Annotated in this window: 23 protein-coding genes; 14 read left to right on the top strand and 9 right to left on the bottom strand. The window is 65.6% G+C overall.

The window, feature by feature from the left end:
• Positions 1-89 precede the first annotated feature (89 nt).
• Positions 90-944, bottom strand: a complete 855-nt coding sequence (locus tag ACQP1G_RS18930) for a bifunctional 5,10-methylenetetrahydrofolate dehydrogenase/5,10-methenyltetrahydrofolate cyclohydrolase (protein WP_433205931.1) — start codon at positions 942-944, stop codon at positions 90-92.
• A gap of 216 nt (positions 945-1160) precedes the next feature.
• Here ACQP1G_RS18930 and ACQP1G_RS18925 point away from each other — a divergent pair, with 216 nt between their 5' ends.
• Together ACQP1G_RS18925 and ACQP1G_RS18920 are read left to right on the top strand one after the other, a co-directional pair.
• Positions 1161-2033 (top strand): YdcF family protein, encoded by an 873-nt coding sequence (locus ACQP1G_RS18925; RefSeq protein ID WP_433205928.1) that lies wholly within the window; start codon positions 1161-1163, stop codon positions 2031-2033.
• A gap of 144 nt (positions 2034-2177) precedes the next feature.
• Positions 2178-2987, top strand: coding sequence for a putative protein N(5)-glutamine methyltransferase (locus ACQP1G_RS18920; protein WP_433205925.1), 810 nt, complete (start codon positions 2178-2180; stop codon positions 2985-2987).
• 174 nt (positions 2988-3161) lie between these two features.
• Here ACQP1G_RS18920 and ACQP1G_RS18915 read toward each other — a convergent pair whose 3' ends face one another.
• On the bottom strand, positions 3162-4007 hold the full coding sequence (locus ACQP1G_RS18915; RefSeq protein WP_433205922.1) for an SDR family NAD(P)-dependent oxidoreductase: 846 nt from the start codon (positions 4005-4007) through the stop codon (positions 3162-3164).
• 41 nt (positions 4008-4048) lie between these two features.
• Complete coding sequence (locus ACQP1G_RS18910; protein WP_433205919.1) at positions 4049-5620, bottom strand: succinic semialdehyde dehydrogenase; 1572 nt, start codon at positions 5618-5620, stop codon at positions 4049-4051.
• 162 nt (positions 5621-5782) lie between these two features.
• On the opposite strand from ACQP1G_RS18910, the gene ACQP1G_RS18905 reads away from it, so the two are divergent.
• Positions 5783-6478, top strand: coding sequence for a TetR/AcrR family transcriptional regulator (locus tag ACQP1G_RS18905; protein WP_433205916.1), 696 nt, complete (start codon positions 5783-5785; stop codon positions 6476-6478).
• Positions 6479-6483: 5 nt separating this feature from the next.
• Here the strand turns inward: ACQP1G_RS18905 and ACQP1G_RS18900 are convergent, their stop codons facing one another.
• Entirely contained in the window at positions 6484-7554 is a 1071-nt protein-coding gene (locus ACQP1G_RS18900) for a PDR/VanB family oxidoreductase (RefSeq protein ID WP_433205913.1), read from the bottom strand.
• Complete coding sequence (locus ACQP1G_RS18895; protein ID WP_433208634.1) at positions 7551-8420, bottom strand: metal-dependent hydrolase; 870 nt, start codon at positions 8418-8420, stop codon at positions 7551-7553. The genes ACQP1G_RS18900 and ACQP1G_RS18895 overlap by 4 nt, the downstream gene beginning before the upstream one ends.
• Positions 8421-8525: 105 nt before the next feature.
• On the opposite strand from ACQP1G_RS18895, the gene ACQP1G_RS18890 reads away from it, so the two are divergent.
• Positions 8526-9197 (top strand): TetR/AcrR family transcriptional regulator, encoded by a 672-nt coding sequence (locus ACQP1G_RS18890; protein ID WP_433205910.1) that lies wholly within the window; start codon positions 8526-8528, stop codon positions 9195-9197.
• A gap of 7 nt (positions 9198-9204) precedes the next feature.
• Here ACQP1G_RS18890 and ACQP1G_RS18885 read toward each other — a convergent pair whose 3' ends face one another.
• Positions 9205-10698, bottom strand: a complete 1494-nt coding sequence (locus ACQP1G_RS18885; protein ID WP_433205907.1) for a flavin-containing monooxygenase — start codon at positions 10696-10698, stop codon at positions 9205-9207.
• Between the two features lie 338 nt (positions 10699-11036).
• Here ACQP1G_RS18885 and ACQP1G_RS18880 point away from each other — a divergent pair, with 338 nt between their 5' ends.
• From ACQP1G_RS18880 to ACQP1G_RS18840, 9 genes are all read left to right on the top strand, one after another.
• A complete protein-coding gene (locus tag ACQP1G_RS18880) occupies positions 11037-12086 on the top strand; it encodes a 3-oxoacyl-ACP synthase III family protein (RefSeq protein WP_433205904.1) in 1050 nt (349 codons plus the stop codon).
• A gap of 8 nt (positions 12087-12094) precedes the next feature.
• Positions 12095-13009 (top strand): hypothetical protein, encoded by a 915-nt coding sequence (locus tag ACQP1G_RS18875; RefSeq protein ID WP_433205901.1) that lies wholly within the window; start codon positions 12095-12097, stop codon positions 13007-13009.
• Complete coding sequence (locus tag ACQP1G_RS18870; RefSeq protein ID WP_433205898.1) at positions 13006-14679, top strand: fatty acid CoA ligase family protein; 1674 nt, start codon at positions 13006-13008, stop codon at positions 14677-14679. Before ACQP1G_RS18875 ends, ACQP1G_RS18870 begins: the two co-directional genes overlap by 4 nt.
• Positions 14676-14972 (top strand): hypothetical protein, encoded by a 297-nt coding sequence (locus ACQP1G_RS18865; RefSeq protein ID WP_433205895.1) that lies wholly within the window; start codon positions 14676-14678, stop codon positions 14970-14972. Before ACQP1G_RS18870 ends, ACQP1G_RS18865 begins: the two co-directional genes overlap by 4 nt.
• Positions 14969-16015 (top strand): NAD-dependent epimerase/dehydratase family protein, encoded by a 1047-nt coding sequence (locus ACQP1G_RS18860; protein WP_433205892.1) that lies wholly within the window; start codon positions 14969-14971, stop codon positions 16013-16015. Before ACQP1G_RS18865 ends, ACQP1G_RS18860 begins: the two co-directional genes overlap by 4 nt.
• A 14-nt stretch (positions 16016-16029) precedes the next feature.
• Positions 16030-17220: a peptide synthetase gene (locus ACQP1G_RS18855; protein WP_433205889.1), complete on the top strand. Its 1191-nt coding sequence runs from the start codon at positions 16030-16032 to the stop codon at positions 17218-17220.
• Positions 17217-19337: an MMPL family transporter gene (locus ACQP1G_RS18850; protein ID WP_433205886.1), complete on the top strand. Its 2121-nt coding sequence runs from the start codon at positions 17217-17219 to the stop codon at positions 19335-19337. The genes ACQP1G_RS18855 and ACQP1G_RS18850 overlap by 4 nt, the downstream gene beginning before the upstream one ends.
• A gap of 106 nt (positions 19338-19443) precedes the next feature.
• Positions 19444-19833: a hypothetical protein gene (locus tag ACQP1G_RS18845; protein ID WP_433205883.1), complete on the top strand. Its 390-nt coding sequence runs from the start codon at positions 19444-19446 to the stop codon at positions 19831-19833.
• On the top strand, positions 19830-20414 hold the full coding sequence (locus ACQP1G_RS18840) for a DUF3558 domain-containing protein (protein ID WP_433205880.1): 585 nt from the start codon (positions 19830-19832) through the stop codon (positions 20412-20414). The genes ACQP1G_RS18845 and ACQP1G_RS18840 overlap by 4 nt, the downstream gene beginning before the upstream one ends.
• 125 nt (positions 20415-20539) lie before the next feature.
• Here the strand turns inward: ACQP1G_RS18840 and ACQP1G_RS18835 are convergent, their stop codons facing one another.
• Together ACQP1G_RS18835 and ACQP1G_RS18830 are read right to left on the bottom strand one after the other, a co-directional pair.
• Positions 20540-21136: a DUF2867 domain-containing protein gene (locus ACQP1G_RS18835; RefSeq protein WP_433205877.1), complete on the bottom strand. Its 597-nt coding sequence runs from the start codon at positions 21134-21136 to the stop codon at positions 20540-20542.
• A 33-nt stretch (positions 21137-21169) separates the two neighbouring features.
• Positions 21170-21460 carry an antibiotic biosynthesis monooxygenase gene (locus tag ACQP1G_RS18830; protein ID WP_433205874.1) on the bottom strand — a complete coding sequence of 97 codons (291 nt, stop codon included), beginning with the start codon at positions 21458-21460 and terminating at the stop codon, positions 21170-21172.
• Between the two features lie 140 nt (positions 21461-21600).
• Here ACQP1G_RS18830 and ACQP1G_RS18825 point away from each other — a divergent pair, with 140 nt between their 5' ends.
• On the top strand, positions 21601-22167 hold the full coding sequence (locus ACQP1G_RS18825) for a TetR/AcrR family transcriptional regulator (RefSeq protein WP_433205871.1): 567 nt from the start codon (positions 21601-21603) through the stop codon (positions 22165-22167).
• Between the two features lie 2 nt (positions 22168-22169).
• On the opposite strand, the gene ACQP1G_RS18820 is transcribed toward ACQP1G_RS18825, so the two are convergent.
• Complete coding sequence (locus ACQP1G_RS18820) at positions 22170-22682, bottom strand: mycothiol transferase (RefSeq protein ID WP_433205868.1); 513 nt, start codon at positions 22680-22682, stop codon at positions 22170-22172.
• Positions 22683-22691 lie beyond the last annotated feature (9 nt).

The raw sequence follows: 22691 nt of genomic DNA, 5'->3' as shown, positions 1-22691 counted from the left end.
CGCATCGTCGCCGTACCGGCCGATGTTGCAGTGCTACGGCGCGTCGCCAACACCCGCGTGGCGTCGAAACCCGTTGGGGCGCGAGGCGATCAGGCCCGGCGGGCGTTTTCGGCGGCGACTACTACGTGGCGCATGAGGAGGGCGGTGGTTACCGGGCCTATGCCGCCGGGGACCGGGCTGAGGGCGGAGGCTTTGCCGCGTACAGAGTCCGCGGCTACGTCGCCGACGATTTTGCCGTCGGAGGACTCGTTGGTGCCTACATCGACGACGGTGGCGGCTTCGCGGATGTGGTCGCCGGTGACCAGGCCGATGCGGCCCGCGGCAGCTACGACTATGTCGGCGGCGGAGGTTACGGCGGGGAGGTCGGTGGTGCGCGAATGGCAGATGGTGACGGTGGCGTTTTCGGCGAGCAGGAGTTGAGCCAGCGGCTTGCCGACGATGTTGGAGCGGCCGACGACGGCGACATGGCGGCCGGCGAGTGGGATTTCGTGATGCTTGAGTAGTTCGACGACGGCCTCGGAGGTGGCGGGGACGAAGCCGTCCAGGTTGGAGGCGAGCAGGCCGAGCGACAGCGGGCTGACGCCGTCGACGTCCTTGGCCACGGCGATCGCGGAGCTGACGTCGTCGAGGGTGACACCGGCGGGCAGCGGGGTCTGCAGCATGATGGCGTCGACGCTGGCGTCCGCGCTGCGGGCAGTCAGTTCGTCACGGATCTGCTGAATGCTCGCATCGGCGCCGAGATCGATCGTGTCGCACGCGATTCCGAGGCGTTCGGCGGCCTTGCGCAGCGAGTTCACGTACCAGGCGCTGGCCGGATCGTCATTGGCCACGATCAGCGCCAGGCGCGGCGCGGTTCCGCTCGCGGTGAGCGCGGCGGCGCGCTCCTTGGTGTCGGCGTTGATGGCGGCGGCGAGTTCCTTGCCGGACAGCGAAACGGTATCCACGTTGTCACACCTTATCGGCTGCGCCCCGCGGCCGGTTCGAGCGGTCACCCTCGCGCCGCCCGATTTGCCCGGCTGCGGGAAATAACGCGCGGATTCCGTCCGGCAATTACCAGACTATGGCCTCTACCAGTCGTATCGTGATGTTGCTCGCCCACGGCTAACTGCCAGCTGACCTACCGAAAGCCCCGTTTCACGCGCGGAAAGGTGTCAACTGTAGTGACGATATCGAGGCATTGGAAACTATGGGTCGCGACCACGTTCGCGGCCGCGACCATCACCGGGCTGTCCAGCGCGCCCGCCTTCGCGGCGCCGAATACCGACGCCCTCTACAACTCCGCCCAGCGCGCCTTCACCGACGGCGACGATGCCGCCGGACGCGCCGAACTCCGACAACTCATCGCCGCGGACCCGGCCGACGCCGAGGCCCTGGCACTGCAGGCGATCTGGTCGCATTACGCCGCTGACCTGCCCGCCATGGCCGATTCGATAGCGCGCCTCACCGCCATCGACCCGCAGATGGCCCAGGGCACCAATAATGTGCTCGGCGCGATCGGCGCCGCCATCGGCACCCTGCCGAACCCGCTGCCCGCGCTCGTCGGGCCTCAGACCGGAATCGTGGTACTGGGGTTCGGCTTGCTCCCGGATGGTTCGCTGCGCCCCGAGCTGGTGAACCGGCTGACGGCGGCATGGCTGCAGGCGGTCGCCGCGCCCCTCTCGCCCATCATCGTCACCGGCGGCAATCCGCAGAACGGGATCAGCGAGGCCGAGGCCATGCGGGCCTGGCTGGTCAGTAAGGGTATGCCCGCCTCCCGGGTCAATGTCGAGAGCCGGGCCGGGTCGACGGTGCAGAACGCGCTGTTCAGCACCAAGATGCTGCGTGACGTGGGCGCGGACAGCGCGGTCGTGGTCACCTCACCGAATCACATCCGGCGCGCGGTCGCCGACTTCATCGTCGCGGGTACGCGAGTGGTCGGGGCGACCACCTCGCTCGAGCAGCTGGTATCGCAGTTGCCGCCGCCCGCCAGGCAGGCGCAGCGCGGCATCTATCTCGACGCGACACGCACTTTCCAGCTCGCCACGACCCGCTGAGTTCCGTATCCGCTCGCCCGTATCGACGACGGGCGAGCGGATTCGGGTGCGGCCCGCCCGCACACGTTTCGAAACGGCCTCAGGCCGATCCGCAGCGTGAACCGGTTGGTCCGATCCCACGACACAGGGCAGGATGGCCCAGTGATGTCAGCGGGAAGTACCGATGTGGTCGCGCAACTACGTGCGGCGGGCTGCGTGTTCGCCGAGGATGAGGCGCGGCTGCTCACCACCGCGGCGACGGAAACCGGTGTCGATCTGGCGGATCTGGTCGCGCAACGGGTTTCGGGAACACCATTGGAATACTTGCTCGGCTGGACGGAATTCCACGGACTGCGAGTCGCGGTCGCCCCGGATGTTTTCGTACCGCGCCAGCGCACCGCCTTCCTCGTCGACGAGGCTGCTGATCTCGCCCGCACGCTACCCACCGAGCACCCCGTCGTCGTCGATATGTGCTGTGGTTCAGGCGCATTGGGTCTTGCCCTGGCGACAACCCTTGCGGCCGAAGGCCGCCGAATAGACCTGGCCGCTGCCGATGTCGAACCCGCCGCAGTCGAATGCGCCCGCCGCAACCTCACTCCGATCGGCGCGGCCGTCTACCAGGGCGATCTCTTCGACCCGCTCCCCCGCCAACTGTGCGGCCGCATCGACATCCTGCTCGCCAATACACCCTACGTGCCATCCGAGATGATCGCCCACATGCCGCCCGAAGCACGCGATTACGAACCACGCAGCGCCCTCGACGGCGGATCCGACGGCTTGGACATCTTCCGCCGCGTGGTCGACGCCGCACGCACCTGGCTCGCACCGGGCGGTCACCTGTTGGTCGAGGCCAGCGAAACCCAAGTGCCGCACGCGATCACTGTCCTCACCGAGCATGGCCTCACGGGGCGCATGGCGGAATCGGACGAGCTCTACGCCACCGTCGTCATCGGCACCAAACCCGCTGCAAGATAGGCACATCGGCCTTGCCGTGGAGAGGGGATCGACCCACCGCGCCCCCGGGGCGCGAGCCGCTCGACCCACTCGTCGACATCATGATCCTCGACCCAGGACATCACACGCCCGCTCGGGCGCGTACGGGAAATCCCGACAGCATCAGGCGTCGCGCAGCTCACCACAACGCTGTAATCAGGCGGCCGAACTCGACTTTTTGCGGCCGGTGAATTCTTCCATCGAGTGGTACACGCCAACCGAACTCAGGAACAGATCACGCAACTTGATCGGCAGCAGTCCGGAGATCGCCTTGTTGAGCCGCGACGTCCACGGCAGGATCACCAGCGGATTACCGGCCTTCATTTCCCGCCATGAGGTATCGACGACATCATCCTGCTCCAGAATCGGCGTGAACAGGAAACCTTTTGCGCCATCGAACATTCCGGTATTGATGTAGGTCGGACACACCGTGGTGACCTTCACGTGGTCGTGACCCGCCTGCTCCAACTCGATGCGCACCGAATCCGACCAACCCAGCGCCGCCCACTTCGAGGCCGCATAGACGCTCATGCGCGGATTGGCGACCAGGCCTGCCGACGATGCGATGGTCATAACGCGCGCCTCGCCGCTGCCCCGCACCATGGCGGGCAGGAACTCGAGCGTAATGTACATCGGCGCAAGGGAATTGATCGCCATCGTCTTCTCGATATCGGCGCGATCGGTCGTCTCCCAGAAGTAGCTGTTACCGCGCACGATGCCCGCATTGTTGACCAGGATATCGATATCGCCGACCTCGGCGCGCACCGTCGCCGCGGCCGCGGCGATGGAGTCCTGTGCGGCGACGTCGACCACGTAGTAGTGAATGGCCGCACCGCGACCGGACAACTCGACCGCCGTCTCTTTGAGCGCGGATTCATTGATATCCCACAGCACCACTGTGGCGGCGCCCTCGCGCACCGCACGTTCGGCGAACAGCTTGCCCAAGCCCATCGCGGCACCCGTGACCAGGACCTTCTTATCCGCTACCGTATCCAGTTTCATTCGTCCCAATCCTGATCCATCTCGAAATAGCTTTGGTGCAATTACTTCTGCCGCAATGCCTTCATGACCCCGAAGTACAGCGTCATCGTCTTCGCCCACAGTTCCTCGGACATCCCGGGCAGCGGCGCGATCGGCAGCATCCGCTGCACGGCGATCGTCTGGGTGTCGATGTACTTCAACAACCCCTCGGGACCGTGCCGACGCCCGGTACCAGAAATTCCGAGCCCACCCGAGGGCGCATCCGCGCTCCCCCAGGCCGCGATGAAACCTTCGTTCACATTCACCGAACCCGCATTGATGCGCGCGGCAACCTTGCGACCTCGACCGATATCTTTGGTCCACACACTCGCATTGAGCCCGTAAGCGGTGTCATTGGCTTGCTCGACCGCCTCATCGTCGCTGCCGACGCGGTAGATCGAGACCACCGGCCCGAAGGTCTCCTCGCGATAGACCGTCATCCCGGGCCGTACCCCGGCCAGCACGGTCGGCTCGTAGAAGTACGGACCGAGGTCGGGGCGAGCCTTACCGCCCGCCAAAACCTTCGCCCCCTTGGCCACCGCATCATCGACATGCGCACGGACCGTGTCCAATTGGCGCTGGAATGTCAAAGACCCCATATCACTGGTGAAATCGAGCCCACCGCCCAATTCGATCGCCCGCACGTGTTCGACGAATTCGCTGACGAACTGGTCATAGACCTTGTCGTGCACATAGATTCGCTCCATCGACTCGCACAGCTGACCGGCCGAGGCGAAGCAGGCCCGAATCGCGATCTTTGCCGCCCTGGACACATCCGCATCGGCGAGCACCAACAGCGGATTCTTGCCGCCGAGCTCGAGCGAATAACCGATCAGCCGCTCCCCGGCATGCTGCGCGATGGTCCGGCCGGTCGCGCTGGACCCGGTGTAGTCGACATAGTCGGCCCGCGCGATCACCTCGCCGCCGATCACCGACCCGCGACCGAGCACCGCCTGCCACAGTCCGCGCGGCAGACCGGCGCGCTCGGCGGCATCGATGGCCCACAGCGCGGTCAGCGCCGTCTGATTATCCGGCCGCGCGACCACGGCATTTCCGGCCGCCAACGCAGGCAACGCATCGGAGGCCGCCAGCGCGAGCGGATAGTTCCACGGCGAGATCACCGCGACCACGCCCTTGGGCCGGTGCCGCACATCGACCTGCGTCAGTACCGGCAGCACGCCCCGCGGCTTACGGGTGGCCAGCAACTTCTCCGCGACCGACGCGTAGTACCTGGCATTGACCGCCACATCCCCGACCTCGTCGAACGCGTGCGCTCGTGACTTACCGGTCTCGGTCTGCACGATATCGAGAATCGTGTTCTGTTCGGCGAGCACGATGTCGTGGAACTTGCGCAGCACCGCGACCCGCTCGCGGACCGAGCGCCGGGCCCACTCCCGTTGTGCGGTCCGCGCGGTGGTGAAGGCGGTCTCGATGTCGGCGGTCGAAGACTGCGGCAGATCCGCGATCTTGTGTCCGGTCGCTGGTGCGAACACCGCGACCGCGGGTGCGCCGCCCGCGATCGCGCGGTCGAGCAGGGGTTGCACCAGGGCGCCGGGTAACGCGGTCGGTTCGGCCAGTTGGCGGGCGGTCGTCATTGTCGGCCCTCTCATGGGTCTGGTGGACACGGCAGGAGCGGTGGGCGCACGTCCGACCATTTCCTGAACACTAGTGTTAGATTAATCCTCGGGCCGCACCTCGTGTCAAGCTGTCGGGTGTGGAACACAGACAGGTCAGGCTTCGAGTTGTGAGGCATCACCATGTCCACTGACACATCCCCGGCGAATGGCGCGGCCCGCCGCGGCCGCCCACCGCAGACCCAGGAGCAGGCCGAGGAGGTCCGCGCCAGAATCGTGCTCGCGACCGCCGCGGTATTCACCCGCAACGGCTCGCGCGGGCTCAGCGTCGCTCAGATCATCGAACAGGCCGGACTGGCCCGACCAACCTTCTACCGCTATTTCGGCAATGCCACCGAACCGCTGCACGTCGTGCTCGACGCCTCGAACGACGGACTCGTCAACGGCATCGGCACGGCATTGACCGGCCCCGATGAGCCGGTCGAACTGGGCATCCGGCTCATCGACGCCTACCTGGACTGGGCCCGTGGACACGGCGCGATGCTGCGACCGCTCTTCGCCGAACTGCACGACCCGGCCTCACCGGTATCGGCCTATCGCGAACGGGCACTCGACGATATCCGCGCGCTGGTGCGCGAAACCTTCGCCGAACTCGGCCGCGCGATCCCCTCGCCGCTCGATCTCGATGCGGCGCTGCATGTTTGCGAATACGTGGTCTACCGCATCTCCGCGGGCACTGAGCCGGACGCCGAGCCGGACGCGGAAACCGTTGCCGCCGCACGACTTACCATGATCCGCGTCCTGCTGACCACGCTCGGCACCCGCGCCGACCTCGAATACGCCATGACACTGCCCGGCATCTTCCCGGCGGTGGAGTGAAACTCCTACAGATCCAGTTCGACTTCACCACCACGAGAACGCGATACACAGGTCAGCATCGCGTTGCTCCGCTCGCCGGGCAGCAGCGCCCGGTCCCGGTGCTCGATCTCGCCGGAGAGCACACTCGCCCGGCAGGTCCCGCAGAATCCCTGCTGGCACGAATACGCGACGCTCGGCAGGGCCCGCCGAATCGCGGTCAGCGCGGACTCGTCGGATGCGACAGTCACCTCGGTCCCACTGCGGCGCAACCGAATACGGAACGACGTACTATCGCGCACCGGCACCGCCGAGAACCGCTCGGTATGCAGCGAAGCGGTCGGGTCGTGCAGCGACAGCACCCTGCGTGCGGCCTCCGCCAAAGGCGGTGGCCCACAGACGTACACCGCGGCGCCGGTCGGCGTCTGTTCGAAGATCATGCGCGGATCCGGGACCCCGAATTCATCGTCCGGACGCACCACCACATCGCCGCCGGTGAAGCGGGCCAGCTCGTACAGGAATGGCATCCGCGCACGCGAGCGACCGAAATACATGAGCCGCCACGGTGTTCCGGCCCGCTCGGCCGCGGTGACCATCGGCAGGATCGGTGTGATCCCGATGCCACCGGCCACGAACAGATATTCCGGCGCGGCGATGAACGGGAAGGCGTTGCGCGGGCCACGCACCCGCAGCCGATCGCCGACGCGCAGGCTCTCGTGGATCTCCCGGGAGCCACCATCGCCATCGGCTATGTACCGCACCGCGATTCGGTAGCAGCTGCGATCGTCCGGATCGCTGTTCAACGAGTACTGCCGCTGCCGCCCCGAGGGCAGGAATACATCGATATGGGCACCCGGCGTCCACGCGGGCAGATCCGCGCCGTCCGGATCACACAGCGTCAGGCTGACCACCTCGTCGGCCTCTGCCTCGATCCCGATGATCGCCAGCTCGAAATCGTAGCCGGTGTGGCGCACCGGCTGTGGCCGCGAAAGCAGCGGCGCCGCTTTGCCTTCCGTGAAGACACGCTTGTAGGTGTCCACCGCCGATGCGATCATCCGCAGCCCGGCCCCCGGCCGGAACTGCTCCTCCACGGCAGTCATGCGTTTGCCCGTGCCGCTGGTGACTGCGCGAGATAGCGCAGCGCGTTATCCATCGGACCGAGTTGCGAGGGATGGAATCCCGGCCGCAAGTAGCGCGGAATCTCGGTGAAGAAGGTGGTGAAATTCGGCACCAGGCCGCGCAGTGACGCACTGGCCATCTGCAGCGGCCACCACCTGCCCTTATTCGGCGACGGGTCGCGATGGAACAGATAGGCCCCCGAGATCAGGAACAGCGCGAGCAATCCCGAGCTCGCGATCAGTGCCTGACGCGCCTTACGGGCATAGCCGCCGTCGAGGTGCATGTACGCGTCGTAGACGACGCTGCGATGCTCGACCTCCTCAGCACCGTGCCAGCGGATGAGATCCAGCATCGCCGGATGCATCCCCTTCGCCGCCAGTTTGTCGTTGGTCAGCAGCCATTCGCCGATGACGGCGGTGTAGTGCTCCATCCCAGCGAACAGGGCCAAACGCTCACACAGCCATTCATGTTTGGCCCGGCCGGAGAGTCCGTGGTCGCCCAGCACCCGGTCGATCAACCAGGCGAGGCGATCCACCATCGGAGCGACCTCGAGGCCGAGCCGCTCCAGTTGCCGACGGGCCTTTTCGTGCGAACCGGCATGCATGGTCTCCTGGCCGATGAAACCGCGGACCTCTTCCCGTAATCGCTCATCGTCGATCAGCGGCAGCGCCTCGGCCAGCGCCTGCGCCATGGCCCGCTCCCCTTCGGGTAGCACCAGGTGCATGACATTGATGATGTGGGTGGCCATGACTTCGCCGGGGATGTAGTGCATCGGCACCGAGTCGAAGTCGAAGCTGACGTCCCGCGCGTTGATGGCAAGAGCCTGATCGGCGTACGTAGTGCCCATCTGATGGTCCTCACGTCTGGTCCCGTAGATCGTCAATGTATTGCCGACATCAAATGCTGTCAACATCACATGATGTCAACTTCCCGGCTATGGGAGGATCGAGCTATGAACGACGCCGTTTCCGATGGATCGATACCGGGCATGCGCCGCTGGCGCGGCACACCCCCGGCCGACCGGATCGCCGCGCGCCGCGAACAGCTCATCGAGGCCGCCATCGAGCTGATGGCCACGATCGGAGCGTCCGATATATCCATGCGCGGGGTCTGCCGACAGGCCGGACTGACCGAGCGCTACTTCTACGAGAGCTTCCCGAATCTCGAAAAATTGCTCACAGCGGCGCTGGAGACGGTCGTCCTCGGCGCACAGGAACAACTGCTGGCGGCGCTCGCCACCGCCCCACCCGAACCCCAGAAGCTATTCCGGCACGCCATTTCGGCGTTCACCGATTATTTGCTGGAGGATCGACGGCGCGGCCAGATCATGTTCGTGGAATCGCAGGCCACGCGCGTGCTCGGCGACCGGGGCAATGAACTCATCGAACTGTTCACCGCCCCGATCGCGTTGACGATCGCACTGGCCGACGGACCGCAATCCATGCCGGACGAGTTCGAGAACAGCCTCAACTCGAACGCCATTTTCGGCGCGATGGCCTACATGTATCGCCCGTGGCTCGATGGCACCATCGCGGTCGCACGGGAACGCTTCGACGACCACGCGACCATCGTGCTGCGCAATATTGCCGGCGCACGGTCGTCCACGCCGCAGCAGGCGCACTGACCCCGGGCTACCCCTGCGTCGACACCGGATCCCGATCTCGCGGCCGCTCGAACACCATCGCGCTGTCGGTGATCTTCCCGTGTCGCAGTGTCACCACATCGCGTAGGTAGTTCATCCGCAGGCGCCACGGCGCCTTGGTGCCCTGGATCGGGAATTGGCTCACGGCGCGCTGGACGTACCCCGGGTTGAAGTTCAGGAACAGCGATGCCGCACCGACCGATGGATCGCGTACCGGCGTACAGCGGGCGTACCCGTTGTCGACCATATGGCGTAGTAGTCGAACGACGTACTCGCACACCAGATCCGCCTTCAACGTCCATGAGGCGTTGGTGTAGCCGATGATGTACGCGAAGTTCGGCACGTCGGAAAGCATCATCGCCTTGTAGGCCATGTGCTCCGACAGTGTCAGCGGCTGCCCGTCGACCGCGAGTCCCATGCCACCGAAGGCGAGCAGGTTCAAACCTGTTGCGGTGATGACGATATCGGCGTCGAGGGTCGCGCCGGAGGCGAGGGCCAGCCCCGTCTCGGTGAACGTCTCGACCTTATCGGTTACGAGATCCAACTGCCCCTTGCGGATCGCACGGAAGAAATCTCCGTTGGGCGCTAGGCACAGTCGCTGATCCCATGGGTTGTAGGTCGGGGTGAAGTGCGTGTCGATGTCGTATCCCTCGGGCAGCCAGCGCCGCTGCCAGCCCTTGATCCGCTTGCGCATGGATTCCGGATACCGTTGGCTCAGTTGGTATATCGCGGTGGCCAGCGCGACGTTTTTGGCCCTTGCCACGGCGTAGGCAACACGGGCCGGTAGGAATTTGCGTACCTTGACGGCGAGATCGTCGCGAGCGGGTGCGGAGATGATGTAACTCGGTGAGCGTTGCAGCATCGTCACGTGCGCGCCCTGTTCGGTGAGCGCGGGCCCGAGCGTGACCGCGGTCGCGCCGCTACCGATCAGCACCACCCGCTTACCCGCGACATCGAGATCGCGCGGCCAGTGCTGCGGATGGATGATCGGCCCGGCGAACCGCTCGGTGCCCGCGAATTCCGGGGTGTAGCCCTCGTCGTAGCGGTAGTAACCTGAGCAGCAGAACAGGAATCCGGCAGTGCGCGTGACGGTTTCGCCGGTATCGATCCGTTCGGCCCGTACCGTCCACCTGTTGTCCCGCGACGACCATTCGGCGCCGATCACCCGATGCCGGAACCGGATATGCCGGTCGATCCCGCTTTCGGCGGCGGTGGCGCGCACATAGTCGAGGATGTCGTCACCGTCGGCGATCGCCTTCTCCCCCAGCCACGGCCGGAAGCGGTAGCCGAGGGTGTACATATCGGAGTCCGAGCGAATTCCTGGATAGCGGAACAGATCCCAGGTTCCGCCGATCGCGTCGCGGCTCTCCAGAATCGCATAGGTCCGCCGCGGGAAAGCCCGCTCCAGGTGATACGCCGCACCTATCCCGGACAGTCCGGCACCGACGATGAGCACATCGACGTGCTCGCCAGCGGTCGTCATAGCTCTCATCCTCCGGTATGCGGTGGGTGGCGTGACGCCGATTCGCGTCGACGTCGCCTCCAGCCTATCGGTTGACCTGTTGTCTTCGGAAACAAGACCCTCGAATGAAACTTTGGACAAGCGACCGATACCGACCGGTTCTCCAGTGTGCGGCGCGCAGTGAGGTCACTCACATCGATCGTGCATCACCCCAGCGTAGCCACGAAAGTTAAACTGTCCCAGAAGGATTCGTGCACACTGCCCATATCCATCACTGGTTACCGTCCGGTAGCGTTCCGTCGCACCGACGATCAGAGACGATCCGGAACCGTATTCATCAACGTTTTCCAGGAGCGCAAGTGTCGCATTCTCGGTTCGAATCCATCGGCGCCTATCTCCCCTCGAATATCGTCTCTACCGAGGAGCTGATCTCCAGGCTGGCCGAACCCCCGTCGTTCGATCTCGAACGGATCACGGGAGTACGGGAGCGCCGCGTCCACGACACCCGACCGGACAGTTATGAGGACTCCTTCGCCCTCGCCATCAAGGCGGCGCAGGACTGTCTTTCCAGGTCACAGTATGCCGCGGCGGATATCGACGTGATCATCTCGACCTCGATCACGCGCAGCAGGAACGGCACCCGGATGTACATGGAACCGTCGTTCGCCTCCTCGATCGGCAAACAACTCGGTGCCGACAAAGCCATTACCTTCGATATTTCCAACGCCTGCGCCGGAATGTTGACCGGCACCTACATTCTCGATCGGATGATCCGTTCGGGTGCGGTCCGCAATGGCATGGTGGTGAGCGGTGAGGCCATTACTCCCATTGCCGATACCGCGGTGAACGAGATTTCCGAGAAATATGATCTGCAATTCGCCTCGCTGTCGGTCGGTGATTCGGGTTGTGCGATCGTGCTCGACCGCGCGGTCGACGATGCCGACAAGATCCACTACATCGAATTGATGACCGCCGCAGAGCATTCGCATCTATGTCTGGGCATGCCGAGCGATAGAACCCAGGGCGTCGCGCTCTATACCGACAACCGCAAGATGCACAACGAGGATCGGTTCGTGCTCTGGACCGACACCCAGCGCAACTACCTGGAGGCCCGCGGCACGACCTTCGCCGACGAGAAGTTCGACTACATCATTCACCACCAGTTCGGCGCCGCCGCGCTGCCGTGGCTGTCCGCGATCGGCGAGCGCGAGTTCGGGGTGCCGATGCCGCCGGACCTGCGGGTTATCGAGAAGTACGGAAACACCTCGACCACTTCGCATTTCATCGTCCTGCACGATCAGCTCAGCGATCAGAAGCTGCCGTCGGGGTCGAAGCTGTTGATGATCCCCGCGGCCTCCGGCGTCGTGACCGGCTTCCTGTCCACCACCATCTCCTCCCTGAAGGTCTGAGGTCAACCATGGGCGTGCGCATCAAGTCCACCGGAACCAGCCGGACGAAGGACACCAACAGCATCGTCGAGCACAGTGCCCGCGCGGCGCGCGAAAGTTTGGAGCGGGCGGGTGTGCGTCCCGACCAAGTCGGGGTATTCATCAACGCCGGGGTGTTCCGTGACTCCAATACCGTCGAACCGGCCGTCTCCGCGTTGATCCAGAAGGCGGCGGGCATCGGGCTCGAGTACGGCAAGGACGATCCGCGGACCTTTTCCTTCGATCTCATGAACGGCGCGGTCGGCGTGCTCAACGCGGTCCAGGTGGCCACGTCGATCCTGGAAACCGGCAGCGTCGAGCATGTGCTCATCGTCTCCGGGGACACCCATCCGTCGCTCACCCGCTCGGCAGCCGATGACGAATTCCCTTATGCCACTTCAGGAGCGGCGCTGCTGCTGGAGCAGACCGACGAACCCGTCGGGTTCGGACGGGTGCATATCGACCGGGGCGACGGTACGGCCGCCGTCGAGTCGTTCGTCGACACCGCGACCATGGGTGCGCTCGGACGCGGACTGATGACGGTGGTCCGCGAGCCGGGCTTCGAGGACACACTGTTGGGCGTGGCCGCCGGCGCCGCGCGAGCCGCGCTCGCCGAGGCGGGGCACGCCGACCTGTCGAGCACGGTGCTCATCGCCTCGACCCCGAGCGCCGTGTTCCCGGTCCGGCTCGCGAAAACCCTTGGCATCGCGGCGGATTCGGTGCGGACGGCCGATCTGTCCGAGGGCGATCCGCACACCGCGGCGCTGCCGCTGGCCTATGACCGGGCGGTCACCGAGGATTCGTTCGCGGCGCACAGCCATGTGCTGTTCGTGGCGGCGGGTGCGGGGCCTTCGGCCGCGGCCGTGCTCTACCGACTGCCGGTACTCGTGGGGACGCCCGCGTGACGACGCTGACCTACTGGCAGCCCATCGACCGATTCCGCACGTTCGCGCGCGCGGAACCGGATCGCGCGGCGGTGATCTTCCCGCAGGGACGCAATCCCGACGGCCTGCCCGACTACCGCACGGTCACCTATCGCGAGCTCGACCGGTGGTCCGACACCATTGCCGAGCGGCTGACCGCGTCCCGTGTCGGGACCGGCACGCGCACCATCGTGCTCGTACTGCCCGGCCCGGAGTTGTACGCGGTGATGTTCGGACTGTTGAAGATCGGTGCGGTGCCCGTCGTCATCGATCCGGGCATGGGTGTGCGAAAGATGTTGCGCTGCTTGCGGGCCGCTGAGGCCGAGGCCTTCATCGGGATACCGCAGGCGCATGCGTTGCGAGTGTTGTTCCGGCGCAGCTTCCGCCGCGTCCGCACCGCCGTCACCGTCGGCAGACGCTGGTTCTGGGGCGGTGCGACACTGCGGGATTGGGGTACCACACCCGCCGGGGTTGCGCCGCCGCGCCAACCCGCTGCGGACGGCGATCCGCTGGTGATCGGGTTCACCACCGGCAGTACCGGACCCGCCAAAGCCGTCGAGATGACCCACGGGAACCTCGCGGCCATGATCGAACAGGTCCATGCGGCCCGCGGCCATATCGCGCCGGAGACCTCGCTGATCACGCTGCCGCTCTTGGGCATACTCGATCTGCTGCTCGGCGCGCGGTGTGTGCTGCCGCCGTTGATCCCGAGCCGGGTCGGCTCGACCGATCCCGAAGATATCGTGGATGCGGTCGAGCGGTTCGGGGTGCGCACCATGTTCGCCTCGCCCGCCGTACTGATCCCGCTGCTGCGCCGCCTCGAACAGCAGCCGACCGAGCTGAAGTCGTTGAGCAGCGTCTACTCCGGCGGCGCTCCGGTCCCCGACTGGTGTATCGCCGGGCTGCGCGCGGTGCTACCCGAGGACGCCCGGGTGTACGCGGGCTATGGCGCCACCGAGGCGTTGCCGATGTCGACCATCGAATCACGGGAGTTGTTCGATGGTTTGGTCGAGCGCACCCATCGCGGTGCTGGCACCTGTATCGGCCGGCCCGCGGATCGGGTGCGGGCCAGGATCGTCGCCATTACCGACGATCCGATTCCGACCTGGCAGCGCGTCGATCAGCTCGCTGGCGAACTCGAAAACTCGCGCGGCATCGGCGAGCTCGTCGTCTCCGGGCCGAATGTCAGCACGCGCTACTACTGGCCGGAGCAGGCGAACGCGCAGGGCAAGATTGTCGATGGCATGGTGATCTGGCATCGCACCGGCGATCTGGCGTGGATAGATGAGCAGGGGCGGATCTGGTTCTGCGGGCGCAAGAGTCAGCGGGTGCTGACCCCGCAGGGGCCGATGTTCACCGTTCAGGTCGAGCAGATCTTCAATACCGTTGCGGGCGTCGCGCGGACAGCGCTGGTCGGGGTCGGCGAGCGAGGTGCTCAGCGACCCGTTCTGTGTGTGGAGCTGCGCTCGGAGGGGGATGCCACGACCGTCGAGGCCGCACTGCGGGCCCGTGCGTCCGAGTCGGAGCTGACCCGGACGATCGGCGACTTCCTTGTGCACTCGAAATTCCCGGTGGATATCCGGCACAACGCCAAGATCGGACGCGAGCAGTTGGCGGTATGGGCGACCGAGAAACTCGGAGCGACCCGATGAAATCAACTGTATTGCGGGCGATTCCCGTCTTGGGCTGGCTGTATTTGGCCGGTGGCGTTGCCGCGGCCGCAACGGATCGGGTCCCGGAAAGCCGAGTCCTGCAGGGTATTTGGTGGATCGACGCATTCCTGAGTTTCGTGGTGCACGCAGCGCAGATCCCGGCGGCGTTGCGGGCGGCCGAGGGTTCGGGGCGGTCCAGGGTCGAGACGGCCGTGCTGACCCAGATCTTCGGAATGACCTGGTGGCGGACCCAGCCCGGCCGGGAGCACACGGGAGTGGAGAAGATGCGATGAGCAAGGTGCTGGTAACCGGCGCCTCCGGATTTCTCGGCGGTGCGCTGGTGTGCCGACTGGTCCGTGACGGCGAACACGATGTCGCCATCCTGGTGCGGCGCAGTAGCGATCTGAGCGATCTCGGCGCGGCCGTCGATCAGGTCCAAGTCGTCTACGGTGATCTCGCCGACGGGCTGTCGCTGGCACGGGCCACCAACGGTGTCGATATCGTATTCCACAGTGCCGCCAGAGTTGACGAGCGCGGCACCCGAGATCAGTTCTGGGACGAGAATGTTCGGGCCACCGAGCGACTGCTGAATTCCGCGCGGCGCGGCGGCGCTTCGCGTTTCGTCTTCATCTCCAGTCCCAGTGCGCTGATGGACTACGACGGCGGCGATCAGCTCGATATCGACGAGTCGATACCGTATCCGCGGCGCTACCTGAACCTCTATTCCGAGACCAAGGCGGCTGCCGAGCGCGCCGTACTAGCCGTGAACGCACCCGGATTCATCACCTGTGCGCTGCGGCCGCGGGCGATCTGGGGTGCGGGTGATCGGTCCGGCCCGATCGTGCGACTACTCGGCCGAACGGCCGCGGGCAAACTGCCGGACCTGTCATTCGGACGCGAGGTCTTCGCATCGCTGTGCCACGTCGACAATATCGTCGACGCCTGCGTCAAGGTTATCGGCTCGGATGCGGTAGGCGGCAAGGCATACTTCATCGCCGATGCCGAGCAGACCAATGTGTGGCAGTTCCTCGGCACGGTGGCAACGGATCTCGGCTATCGGCCGCCGACCAGAACGCCGAACCGACGCCTGATCAACGGGTTGGTGCGCGTCATCGAGACCGTCTGGCAAGTCCCGGCCATCGCGACGAGGTGGTCGCCCCCGCTGTCGCGCTATGTCGTGGCGCTGATGACCCGCAGTGCCACCTATGACACCGGCGCGGCGGCCCGCGATTTCGGCTACCGACCGGTCGTCGATCGCGATGCCGGCATCGCGACCTTCAAGGAATGGCTCGAAACACAGGGCGGCATTGTCGAACTCACCAAGGCATTGCGATGACTCCGGAGGCAATCATGAGCACCGATACCGTCTTTCGTCGCCCGATATCGCCCACCGAGCGCCTGTACTTCTCGACGCGCGAGCTGGCTCCCCCGTTCCTGATGCAGCTCGCGATCCACGGCTCGGGCCCCATCGGCGCAGCCGAATTGCAGCGGGCCGTGGATATCGCGTCGGCGGCGAATCCGGGATCCCGGCTGGTGCGCGACGGCAAGGAATGGGTCGACAGCGGTGCTGCGGCCGACGTGCGGATCGTGGACGGCGGCTCGCTGAATTATCCGGCACTGGAAGATGATCCGATCCTCAATAGCCCGATCGGGCCGACCCCGGACCGTACCTGCGAGGTGTTGTTGCTGACCGGCGATCCGGTCACCATCGTGTTCCGCGTCTTCCACGGCGTGATGGACGGCATGGGCGTGCGCATGTGGGCCATGGATGTCTTCCGGGCGTTGCGCGGCGAGGAACCCCTCGGCGCAACCGATCCCACCACGGACGCCGACCTCGTCGCGCGACTCGGTGCGCTTGGTCGACCGCCCCTCGTCCTTCCGTTATTCCCGTCCGCGGCCGGATCCGGCCGCCAGGATCCAGCGGCATCGCCCTGGTTGCTCCGACATCGGTCCATTCCCATGACCGGCAAGGGCACCGTGGCCCGGATCGCCGCCATGCTGGCGACCGCGGCAGGGGCCAGGTCCCGCTTCATGATTCCGGTCGACATGCGGCGGCACGCACCCGGCATACGCTCCACCGCCAACCTTGCACTGCCGCTGTTCCTCGATGTGGAGCCGGGTGCGGATTGGCGGGTCATCAACGCGGACAAGCGCATCGGACTGCAACAGAACCGCGAGCTGAATCAGCTGGACAACGGCGGACTTTCACACCTTCCGCCGTTCGTTGTGCGGGCAGTGCTGCGGGCAACCAATTGGGCCGGGTCGCGGCTGGGCCGAAATATCGTGTCGGCCACCCTCTCGCATACGGGCAGATTCGAACTCGACGAGTTCAGCGGGCCGAATTTCACCGCCACGGCAGTACGGGTGCTGCCGCAGCACACCGGGATCATGCCGCTGCTGTTCGGCATCGCGGAGTGCGGCGGAACCACCGACATCACGGTGTCGTGCCGCAATGGCGAGGGCGTCGAGGCGCGATTGGAGTCGCTGCTGGATCACATCGCCAGCACGCTCGAGCGCGATCTGTCGAACGTGATGCTATGACCACCTCGGCACGCTTCGTCTGCGCATATCCGCGCGCGGTGCTGGCCGTTGTCGTCGGTGCGGTCCTGTTGCTCGGCCTGCTCGGCATGGGCACCGCCGACCGGGTCAGCGTCGGTGGCTACAGCGATCCGCACAGCGAATCGACAATGGTCGACCAACTCGTCCGACAGCACTTCGGGCCGCAGAACCCGGATGTGGTCGCGCTGTATACCGTGCCGGACGGACAGACACTCGACGATATCGGACCGCGCGTGCAGCAGGCACTCGGCCGGATCGATGCGACGCACCTGGCTCGTCCGATCGAGACATACTGGAACAGCGTGCCGCCACGCAAAGGCTTCCTACACTCCTCCGACAACCGGCAGGCCCTCGCCGTGGTGTTCACCGCGGGCGACGATAACGCCCGCATGCACGCGTACCCGGATATCGAAGCGGGACTGCGGGTTCCGGGGATTCAGACGCAGTTGTCCGGTTACAGTGCGCTCGCCGCTGCGATCAACCACCAATCCGAGCATGATCTCGTTGTCGCGGAATCGATTTCGCTGCCGATAACGCTGCTGCTCCTGGTGTTGCTGTTCGGCGGGGCCGTCGCCGCCGCAATGCCGGTGGCCGTTGGACTACTCGCCATACTCGGTTCGATGGGCGCGATCCGGGCACTGACCGAATGCACCGAGGTGAGTACGTTCGCACTGAATATCGCCTCACTGCTCGGACTCGGAATGGCCATCGACTACGGCCTGTTCCTGGTCACGCGATTCCGCGAGGAGGTCGCCGAGGGACGCGATATCGCCGCGGCGATCGAACGGACCTGCGCCACCGCTGGTCGCACCGTCGCGTTCTCCGCGCTGCTGCTGATCTGCGCGTTCGCGGGGACATTCGTCTATCCGCAAGCGGTGTTGCGCTCGTTGGGGTTCGGTGCGATCGCGGCAGTGGCGTTGGCCGCGGCACTATCGCTCACGGTACTGCCCGCGATGTTGGCGCTGTTCGGTGCCCGTATCGGGCAGGCCGGGACAAAAGAACGGACCGAACGCTTTTGGGGCCGCGTGGTCGACGTAGTACTGCATCGACCGGGGATAGTGACCGTGCTGGTCGGTGCCCTGTTACTCGCCCTTGCCACACCGCTTTTCGGGCTGAAACTGGGCGATGTCGACCATCGGGCGCTGCCCGCTGGCAACGCGATGCGCACGACCGTCGAGGAACTCACCGCACAGTTTCCTGCCGCGAGCAGCGGTATCACCGCCGTGCTGCGCGGTATCGACGGAACTGCGCCGACTGTGGCGGCGGTCGAAACCGCCACCCACGAAATCGGAACGGTCGTCGGAGTACGCCAGGTGCTGCAGGTCGGACGCGACGAGGATTTCGTTGTGCTGCACGCGTTTTTGACGGCACCGGATCGTAGTGCGACCGCTGTCGCGGCGGTCGAGGCGATTCGCGGGCTGAATCCCCCTGCGGCGACCGAACTCCAGGTCGGCGGGGATACCGCCGCGACCGTGGACAGTGTCGATTCGATCGTGTCGCGGATGCCGTGGATGGCGCTGGTGATGGTGGCCGCGACCGTGGTGCTGCTGCTGGTGGCATTCCGCTCGATCGTATTGCCGCTCAAGGCCGTCGCGATGGCATTTCTCAGTCTCGCCGCCACCTTCGGCATGCTGACCTGGATCTTCAACGACGGTCACCTCGCCGGGCCGCTCGGCATCAGCCCGGGTCCGCTTGCCGCGGGCATGGTGGTGCTGATCGTGTCGGTGGTCTTCGGATTGTCCACCGACTACGAGGTTTTCCTGCTCTCGCGCATGGTCGAGGCGCACAATGCCGGTGCCGACACGGCTCGGGCGGTACGCATCGGCACACAGCGGACCGCGCGGGTGATCACCGCGGCCGCCACCCTGCTCGTACTCGTGACGGGCGCGTTCACGCTGTCACCGCTGACGCCGATGCGATTCCTCGGTATCGGCATGATCATCGCCCTCATCGTCGACGCGACGCTCGTTCGGATGCTGTTGGTGCCCGCGCTGGTCAAGCTGATGGGGCGAGCGAATTGGTGGCTGCCCGGCGCTGGTCGGCGCCAGCAGGCGGTTGTCACGGTCGTCGAGAAGCAGCGCGCGCCATCGGCTTCGTGAACGTCGGGTAGCACGCCCGGGTTGGCGGATCTGTGTTTCGATGGAACCATCTCGGCGGCACGTGCGTCTCTATGATCAGACGGGACTAGTGGAAGGGGCGACCGCTATGGCTGGTGACAGTGCGTTCGGCGGGTATATCGACGATGCGAAGACCGGGGCGCTGAAGGTGCGGATGGAACCGCAGGCGTTCATTGATATCGATGCGGCTTGTCAGAACCTGATCATCGATCTGTCCTCGGCACAGAACGATGCGCGTGCGCTCGGCGAGCGGTCGACATGGGGCCTCGGTGAGGACAACCTGCGCCTGACCTCGGCCATCGAATTGGTGCAGCTGTTCAGGGAGAAGGCATTCGGCGGCCCGAACAACGCTTACGACACGATCGGCGACTACATCGCGCTCGCCACGGAGATCCAGACGCTCTTCCAGACCATCCGTGACGCCTACGAGCGCACCGACGAAGACTTCGCCCGCCGGATGCGCGAGATCCGCGTATGAGTATCAGCGTCAAGAATTCCCCGGCGGTAGCGGGCCTGCTGACAGCGGCGGCCATCGTTCTCGCGGCGTGCGGCGGAGGGAACTCGCCGACGCCCACCTCGACATCCACCGCACCGGCGACGTCCGGCCCCTCGACTGCCCCGTCGAGCATTCCGAATACCGGTGCCGCATTCGAGCCCTGCACCGCGCTGACGCCCGAGTTCCTGACGGCACACCAGTGGAATGCCCGCACTCCCACACCCAAACAGGACTCGACGGGCGGCTTCCAGTGGAAGGGCTGCTTGTACGTCGCCCAGAGCACGTATACATTCCGCGTCCAGACGACCAATGGAACCCTCACCCAGGTTCGCGAAAAGTTCCCCACCGCAACCGAACTCACCATCGGCGGCCGCAAGGCTTTGCGCTACGAGGCGCGCCCGGACGTCCCCGGCGGCTGTACCGTCAATATCGATATGAAATCCGGCTCCCTCTACATCCTGGTAGACGACCCGCGCGGCCTGCACCCTCGCAAACTCTCCCCCTGCGATAACGTCACCGAAATCGCCGAAGCCATCGTCCCGCTCATCCCGCAGGGCAGCTGACGATCAAACGTGCAACCCTCACTCAGAACGTCCACCCCGCATCGAGATCGACTGCGGCGCAGCTCGATCCAGTTGCCGACCAGTCCGATGCCCGCCCGACGAGCGCCTGGTCCGATCGAATCCGGTTACCCCGCAACCGGATCGCCGCTCCGCGCCTGCCACCCGCGTGCAATGCCACGCATCAGTGCCGGGTACACCAGCAGGTGCCGGAACGGCAGGATCCCCGCCATATAAAGGTTGCCGAGTAGGCCGTTGGGTTTCACCAGCACGGCCATCTGGCCGTGGTAGCCACCGGTTTCGTCCGATACCCAGCCGATGTGCATCACGCCGTGCATGGTTCGGTTGGCGATCTCGGCCGCCCATTCGGCGTCGCTGTGGTAGACCGAGCGGAACGGTGCACCTTCGAAGACCGGTCCGGGTGGCGTGTCGCGCAGGTCCGCGGGCAGCCGATCGCGCAGCGACGGCACCCGCGTGTCGATCCCCGCGTCGGCCTTATCCCAGCCCAGCAGCGCGCCGAGTTTCCAGCGGATCGCGAAGAGTGCGCGGTAGACAGGGGAGAATTCACTCGAATTCTTGCCCGAGGTCATCTGCCGCACCAGTCGCGGAAAGTCGTCCGGACCGCCCGGCGTCGGCAGTGCCCAGACATCCTCGACCCGGAAATCGGGGGCGATCTCGTGGATCCGCCAAGGTCGTGAGGTGTGCGCGGATTTCTGGAGCCGCATTGCTCTGCCTCCATCTCGATGGTCCATCGCGCGCTACCGGGCGGCGAGTTCGAAGATCTGGCGCTGACGGTGTTCGCGATCGTCGAATGCGACGTCGACCTCCGCCGCCGCGACGGCGGCGAACGATGCCGCGAAGGCTTCCGCGGATTCCCACTGCCCCGTCGAAACCACCGCGTCGTCGTCACCGTCGGTGGTGACCCAGGAGCCCACGGACAGGCAGCCGGGCACCGATCGCAGGACCGCCGCGACCTTGTGCACCCGCGCTACGAAGTCGTCGAAGTGCTCGGGCCGCGGGTAGTGGAAGGCGACGAATCCGACCGTCATCACAGTCCCCTCTCGTTGGTGAGGGCACCGTTGCCCTCGCAATTCGCTGATGAGTCAACGGCTTTCAAATATACGTCGCCGTATATATAAATCGTAGCGGGCAGCGCCGCAGTGTCAACACCGTCGGCGATACTGAAGGTATGGTTGCCGTCACTCGCACCCCACGAAGCAGCTGGATCGAGCAGGGCCTGCTGGCGCTGTCGACCGGCGGTCCGGACGCGGTCCGCATCGAGAGCCTCGCGCAGGCGCTCGGTGTCACCAAGGGCGGCTTCTACGGACACTTCGCCGACCGCAATGCACTGCTCGCGGAAATGCTCGACACCTGGGAACGCGAAAGCACCGATGAGGTCCGCGTTGAGGTCGAGCGCGAGGGCGGCGACCCACAGACCAAGATCCGGCGCGCGGGCCTGCTCACCTTCTCCGACGAGCGCCTCCCCATCGACCTCGCCGTGCGCGACTGGGCCCGCCGCGACCCGGCGGTCGCCGAACGGCTACGCCGGGTGGACAACCACCGCATGGAATACGCGCGCGAACTGTTCGGCGCGATCTGCTCGGATCCGGACGAAATCGAGGCCCGCGCCCTGCTCGCCTTCTGCTTGGCGGTCGGCAAACACTTCCTGGCCGCAGACCACAACGGCCGCACCCGCCAGGACGTGATCGTCCACGCCGCCGACCTGCTGCTCGGGCGGACGCCGGACGATCACTGAAACTACCTGCGGCGCAGCAGAACTCCGCGAACGAACGCCGCCTGGCCGGAATGCTGGATATCGTCGTCGACAACGCTGATCAGCCGCACACCCAGGGTGACCGGCGGATCCCAGCGGGTGTCGACGATACGGGGCAGGTCGGCGTCGGCGAGTCCGGCGACGTAGTCGATAGTCTGCGCGTGCACCGCGTCGTAGTAGCTCAACAGCAGCTCGGCCGAAATCCCGTCGAGTTCGGCGACCTCCGCGGCACCGTGACCGTATCCGGTTGCCGCGTCATCGAAGGGCAGGTCGAATCGCTTGGCCCAGCCCGCCGCCGTCCACACCTGTTCGAGTCCCGCAACGTCGGCGATGTGATCATCTTGGACTCGCGTCAGGTGCCAGATCAGCCAGGCGATGGAGTTGGCGTCCGGATCGAACCGAGCCGCCAACTCGTCCTGCCGCAGCCCAGCGACCGCGCCGCGTACGTTTTCCCGGACCCGACCGAATGCATCGACCAACAACTTCGCGCTCGTCATGACCCCATG

The organism is Nocardia sp. CA-107356 (assembly GCF_050946365.1).
Lineage (GTDB): Bacteria > Actinomycetota > Actinomycetes > Mycobacteriales > Mycobacteriaceae > Nocardia.
The sequence above is the reverse complement of the archived record's forward strand: the minus strand, read 5'-3'. Positions and strand labels throughout refer to the sequence as shown.

What these genes read in the sequence shown, in the direction of transcription:
- ACQP1G_RS18855 (WP_433205889.1), top strand. Translation starts at nt 16,030, where the DNA reads ATGAGCACCGATACCGTCTTTCGTCGCCCGATATCGCCCACCGAGCGC.
- ACQP1G_RS18885 (WP_433205907.1), bottom strand. Translation starts at nt 10,698, where the DNA reads ATGACGACCGCTGGCGAGCACGTCGATGTGCTCATCGTCGGTGCCGGA.
- ACQP1G_RS18830 (WP_433205874.1), bottom strand. Translation starts at nt 21,460, where the DNA reads ATGACGGTCGGATTCGTCGCCTTCCACTACCCGCGGCCCGAGCACTTC.
- ACQP1G_RS18845 (WP_433205883.1), top strand. Translation starts at nt 19,444, where the DNA reads ATGGCTGGTGACAGTGCGTTCGGCGGGTATATCGACGATGCGAAGACC.
- ACQP1G_RS18840 (WP_433205880.1), top strand. Translation starts at nt 19,830, where the DNA reads ATGAGTATCAGCGTCAAGAATTCCCCGGCGGTAGCGGGCCTGCTGACA.
- ACQP1G_RS18875 (WP_433205901.1), top strand. Translation starts at nt 12,095, where the DNA reads ATGGGCGTGCGCATCAAGTCCACCGGAACCAGCCGGACGAAGGACACC.
- ACQP1G_RS18915 (WP_433205922.1), bottom strand. Translation starts at nt 4,007, where the DNA reads ATGAAACTGGATACGGTAGCGGATAAGAAGGTCCTGGTCACGGGTGCC.
- ACQP1G_RS18900 (WP_433205913.1), bottom strand. Translation starts at nt 7,554, where the DNA reads ATGACTGCCGTGGAGGAGCAGTTCCGGCCGGGGGCCGGGCTGCGGATG.
- ACQP1G_RS18850 (WP_433205886.1), top strand. Translation starts at nt 17,217, where the DNA reads ATGACCACCTCGGCACGCTTCGTCTGCGCATATCCGCGCGCGGTGCTG.
- ACQP1G_RS18890 (WP_433205910.1), top strand. Translation starts at nt 8,526, where the DNA reads ATGAACGACGCCGTTTCCGATGGATCGATACCGGGCATGCGCCGCTGG.
- ACQP1G_RS18910 (WP_433205919.1), bottom strand. Translation starts at nt 5,620, where the DNA reads ATGACGACCGCCCGCCAACTGGCCGAACCGACCGCGTTACCCGGCGCC.
- ACQP1G_RS18920 (WP_433205925.1), top strand. Translation starts at nt 2,178, where the DNA reads ATGTCAGCGGGAAGTACCGATGTGGTCGCGCAACTACGTGCGGCGGGC.
- ACQP1G_RS18865 (WP_433205895.1), top strand. Translation starts at nt 14,676, where the DNA reads ATGAAATCAACTGTATTGCGGGCGATTCCCGTCTTGGGCTGGCTGTAT.
- ACQP1G_RS18905 (WP_433205916.1), top strand. Translation starts at nt 5,783, where the DNA reads ATGTCCACTGACACATCCCCGGCGAATGGCGCGGCCCGCCGCGGCCGC.
- ACQP1G_RS18825 (WP_433205871.1), top strand. Translation starts at nt 21,601, where the DNA reads ATGGTTGCCGTCACTCGCACCCCACGAAGCAGCTGGATCGAGCAGGGC.
- ACQP1G_RS18820 (WP_433205868.1), bottom strand. Translation starts at nt 22,682, where the DNA reads ATGACGAGCGCGAAGTTGTTGGTCGATGCATTCGGTCGGGTCCGGGAA.
- ACQP1G_RS18860 (WP_433205892.1), top strand. Translation starts at nt 14,969, where the DNA reads ATGAGCAAGGTGCTGGTAACCGGCGCCTCCGGATTTCTCGGCGGTGCG.
- ACQP1G_RS18895 (WP_433208634.1), bottom strand. Translation starts at nt 8,420, where the DNA reads ATGGGCACTACGTACGCCGATCAGGCTCTTGCCATCAACGCGCGGGAC.
- ACQP1G_RS18835 (WP_433205877.1), bottom strand. Translation starts at nt 21,136, where the DNA reads ATGCGGCTCCAGAAATCCGCGCACACCTCACGACCTTGGCGGATCCAC.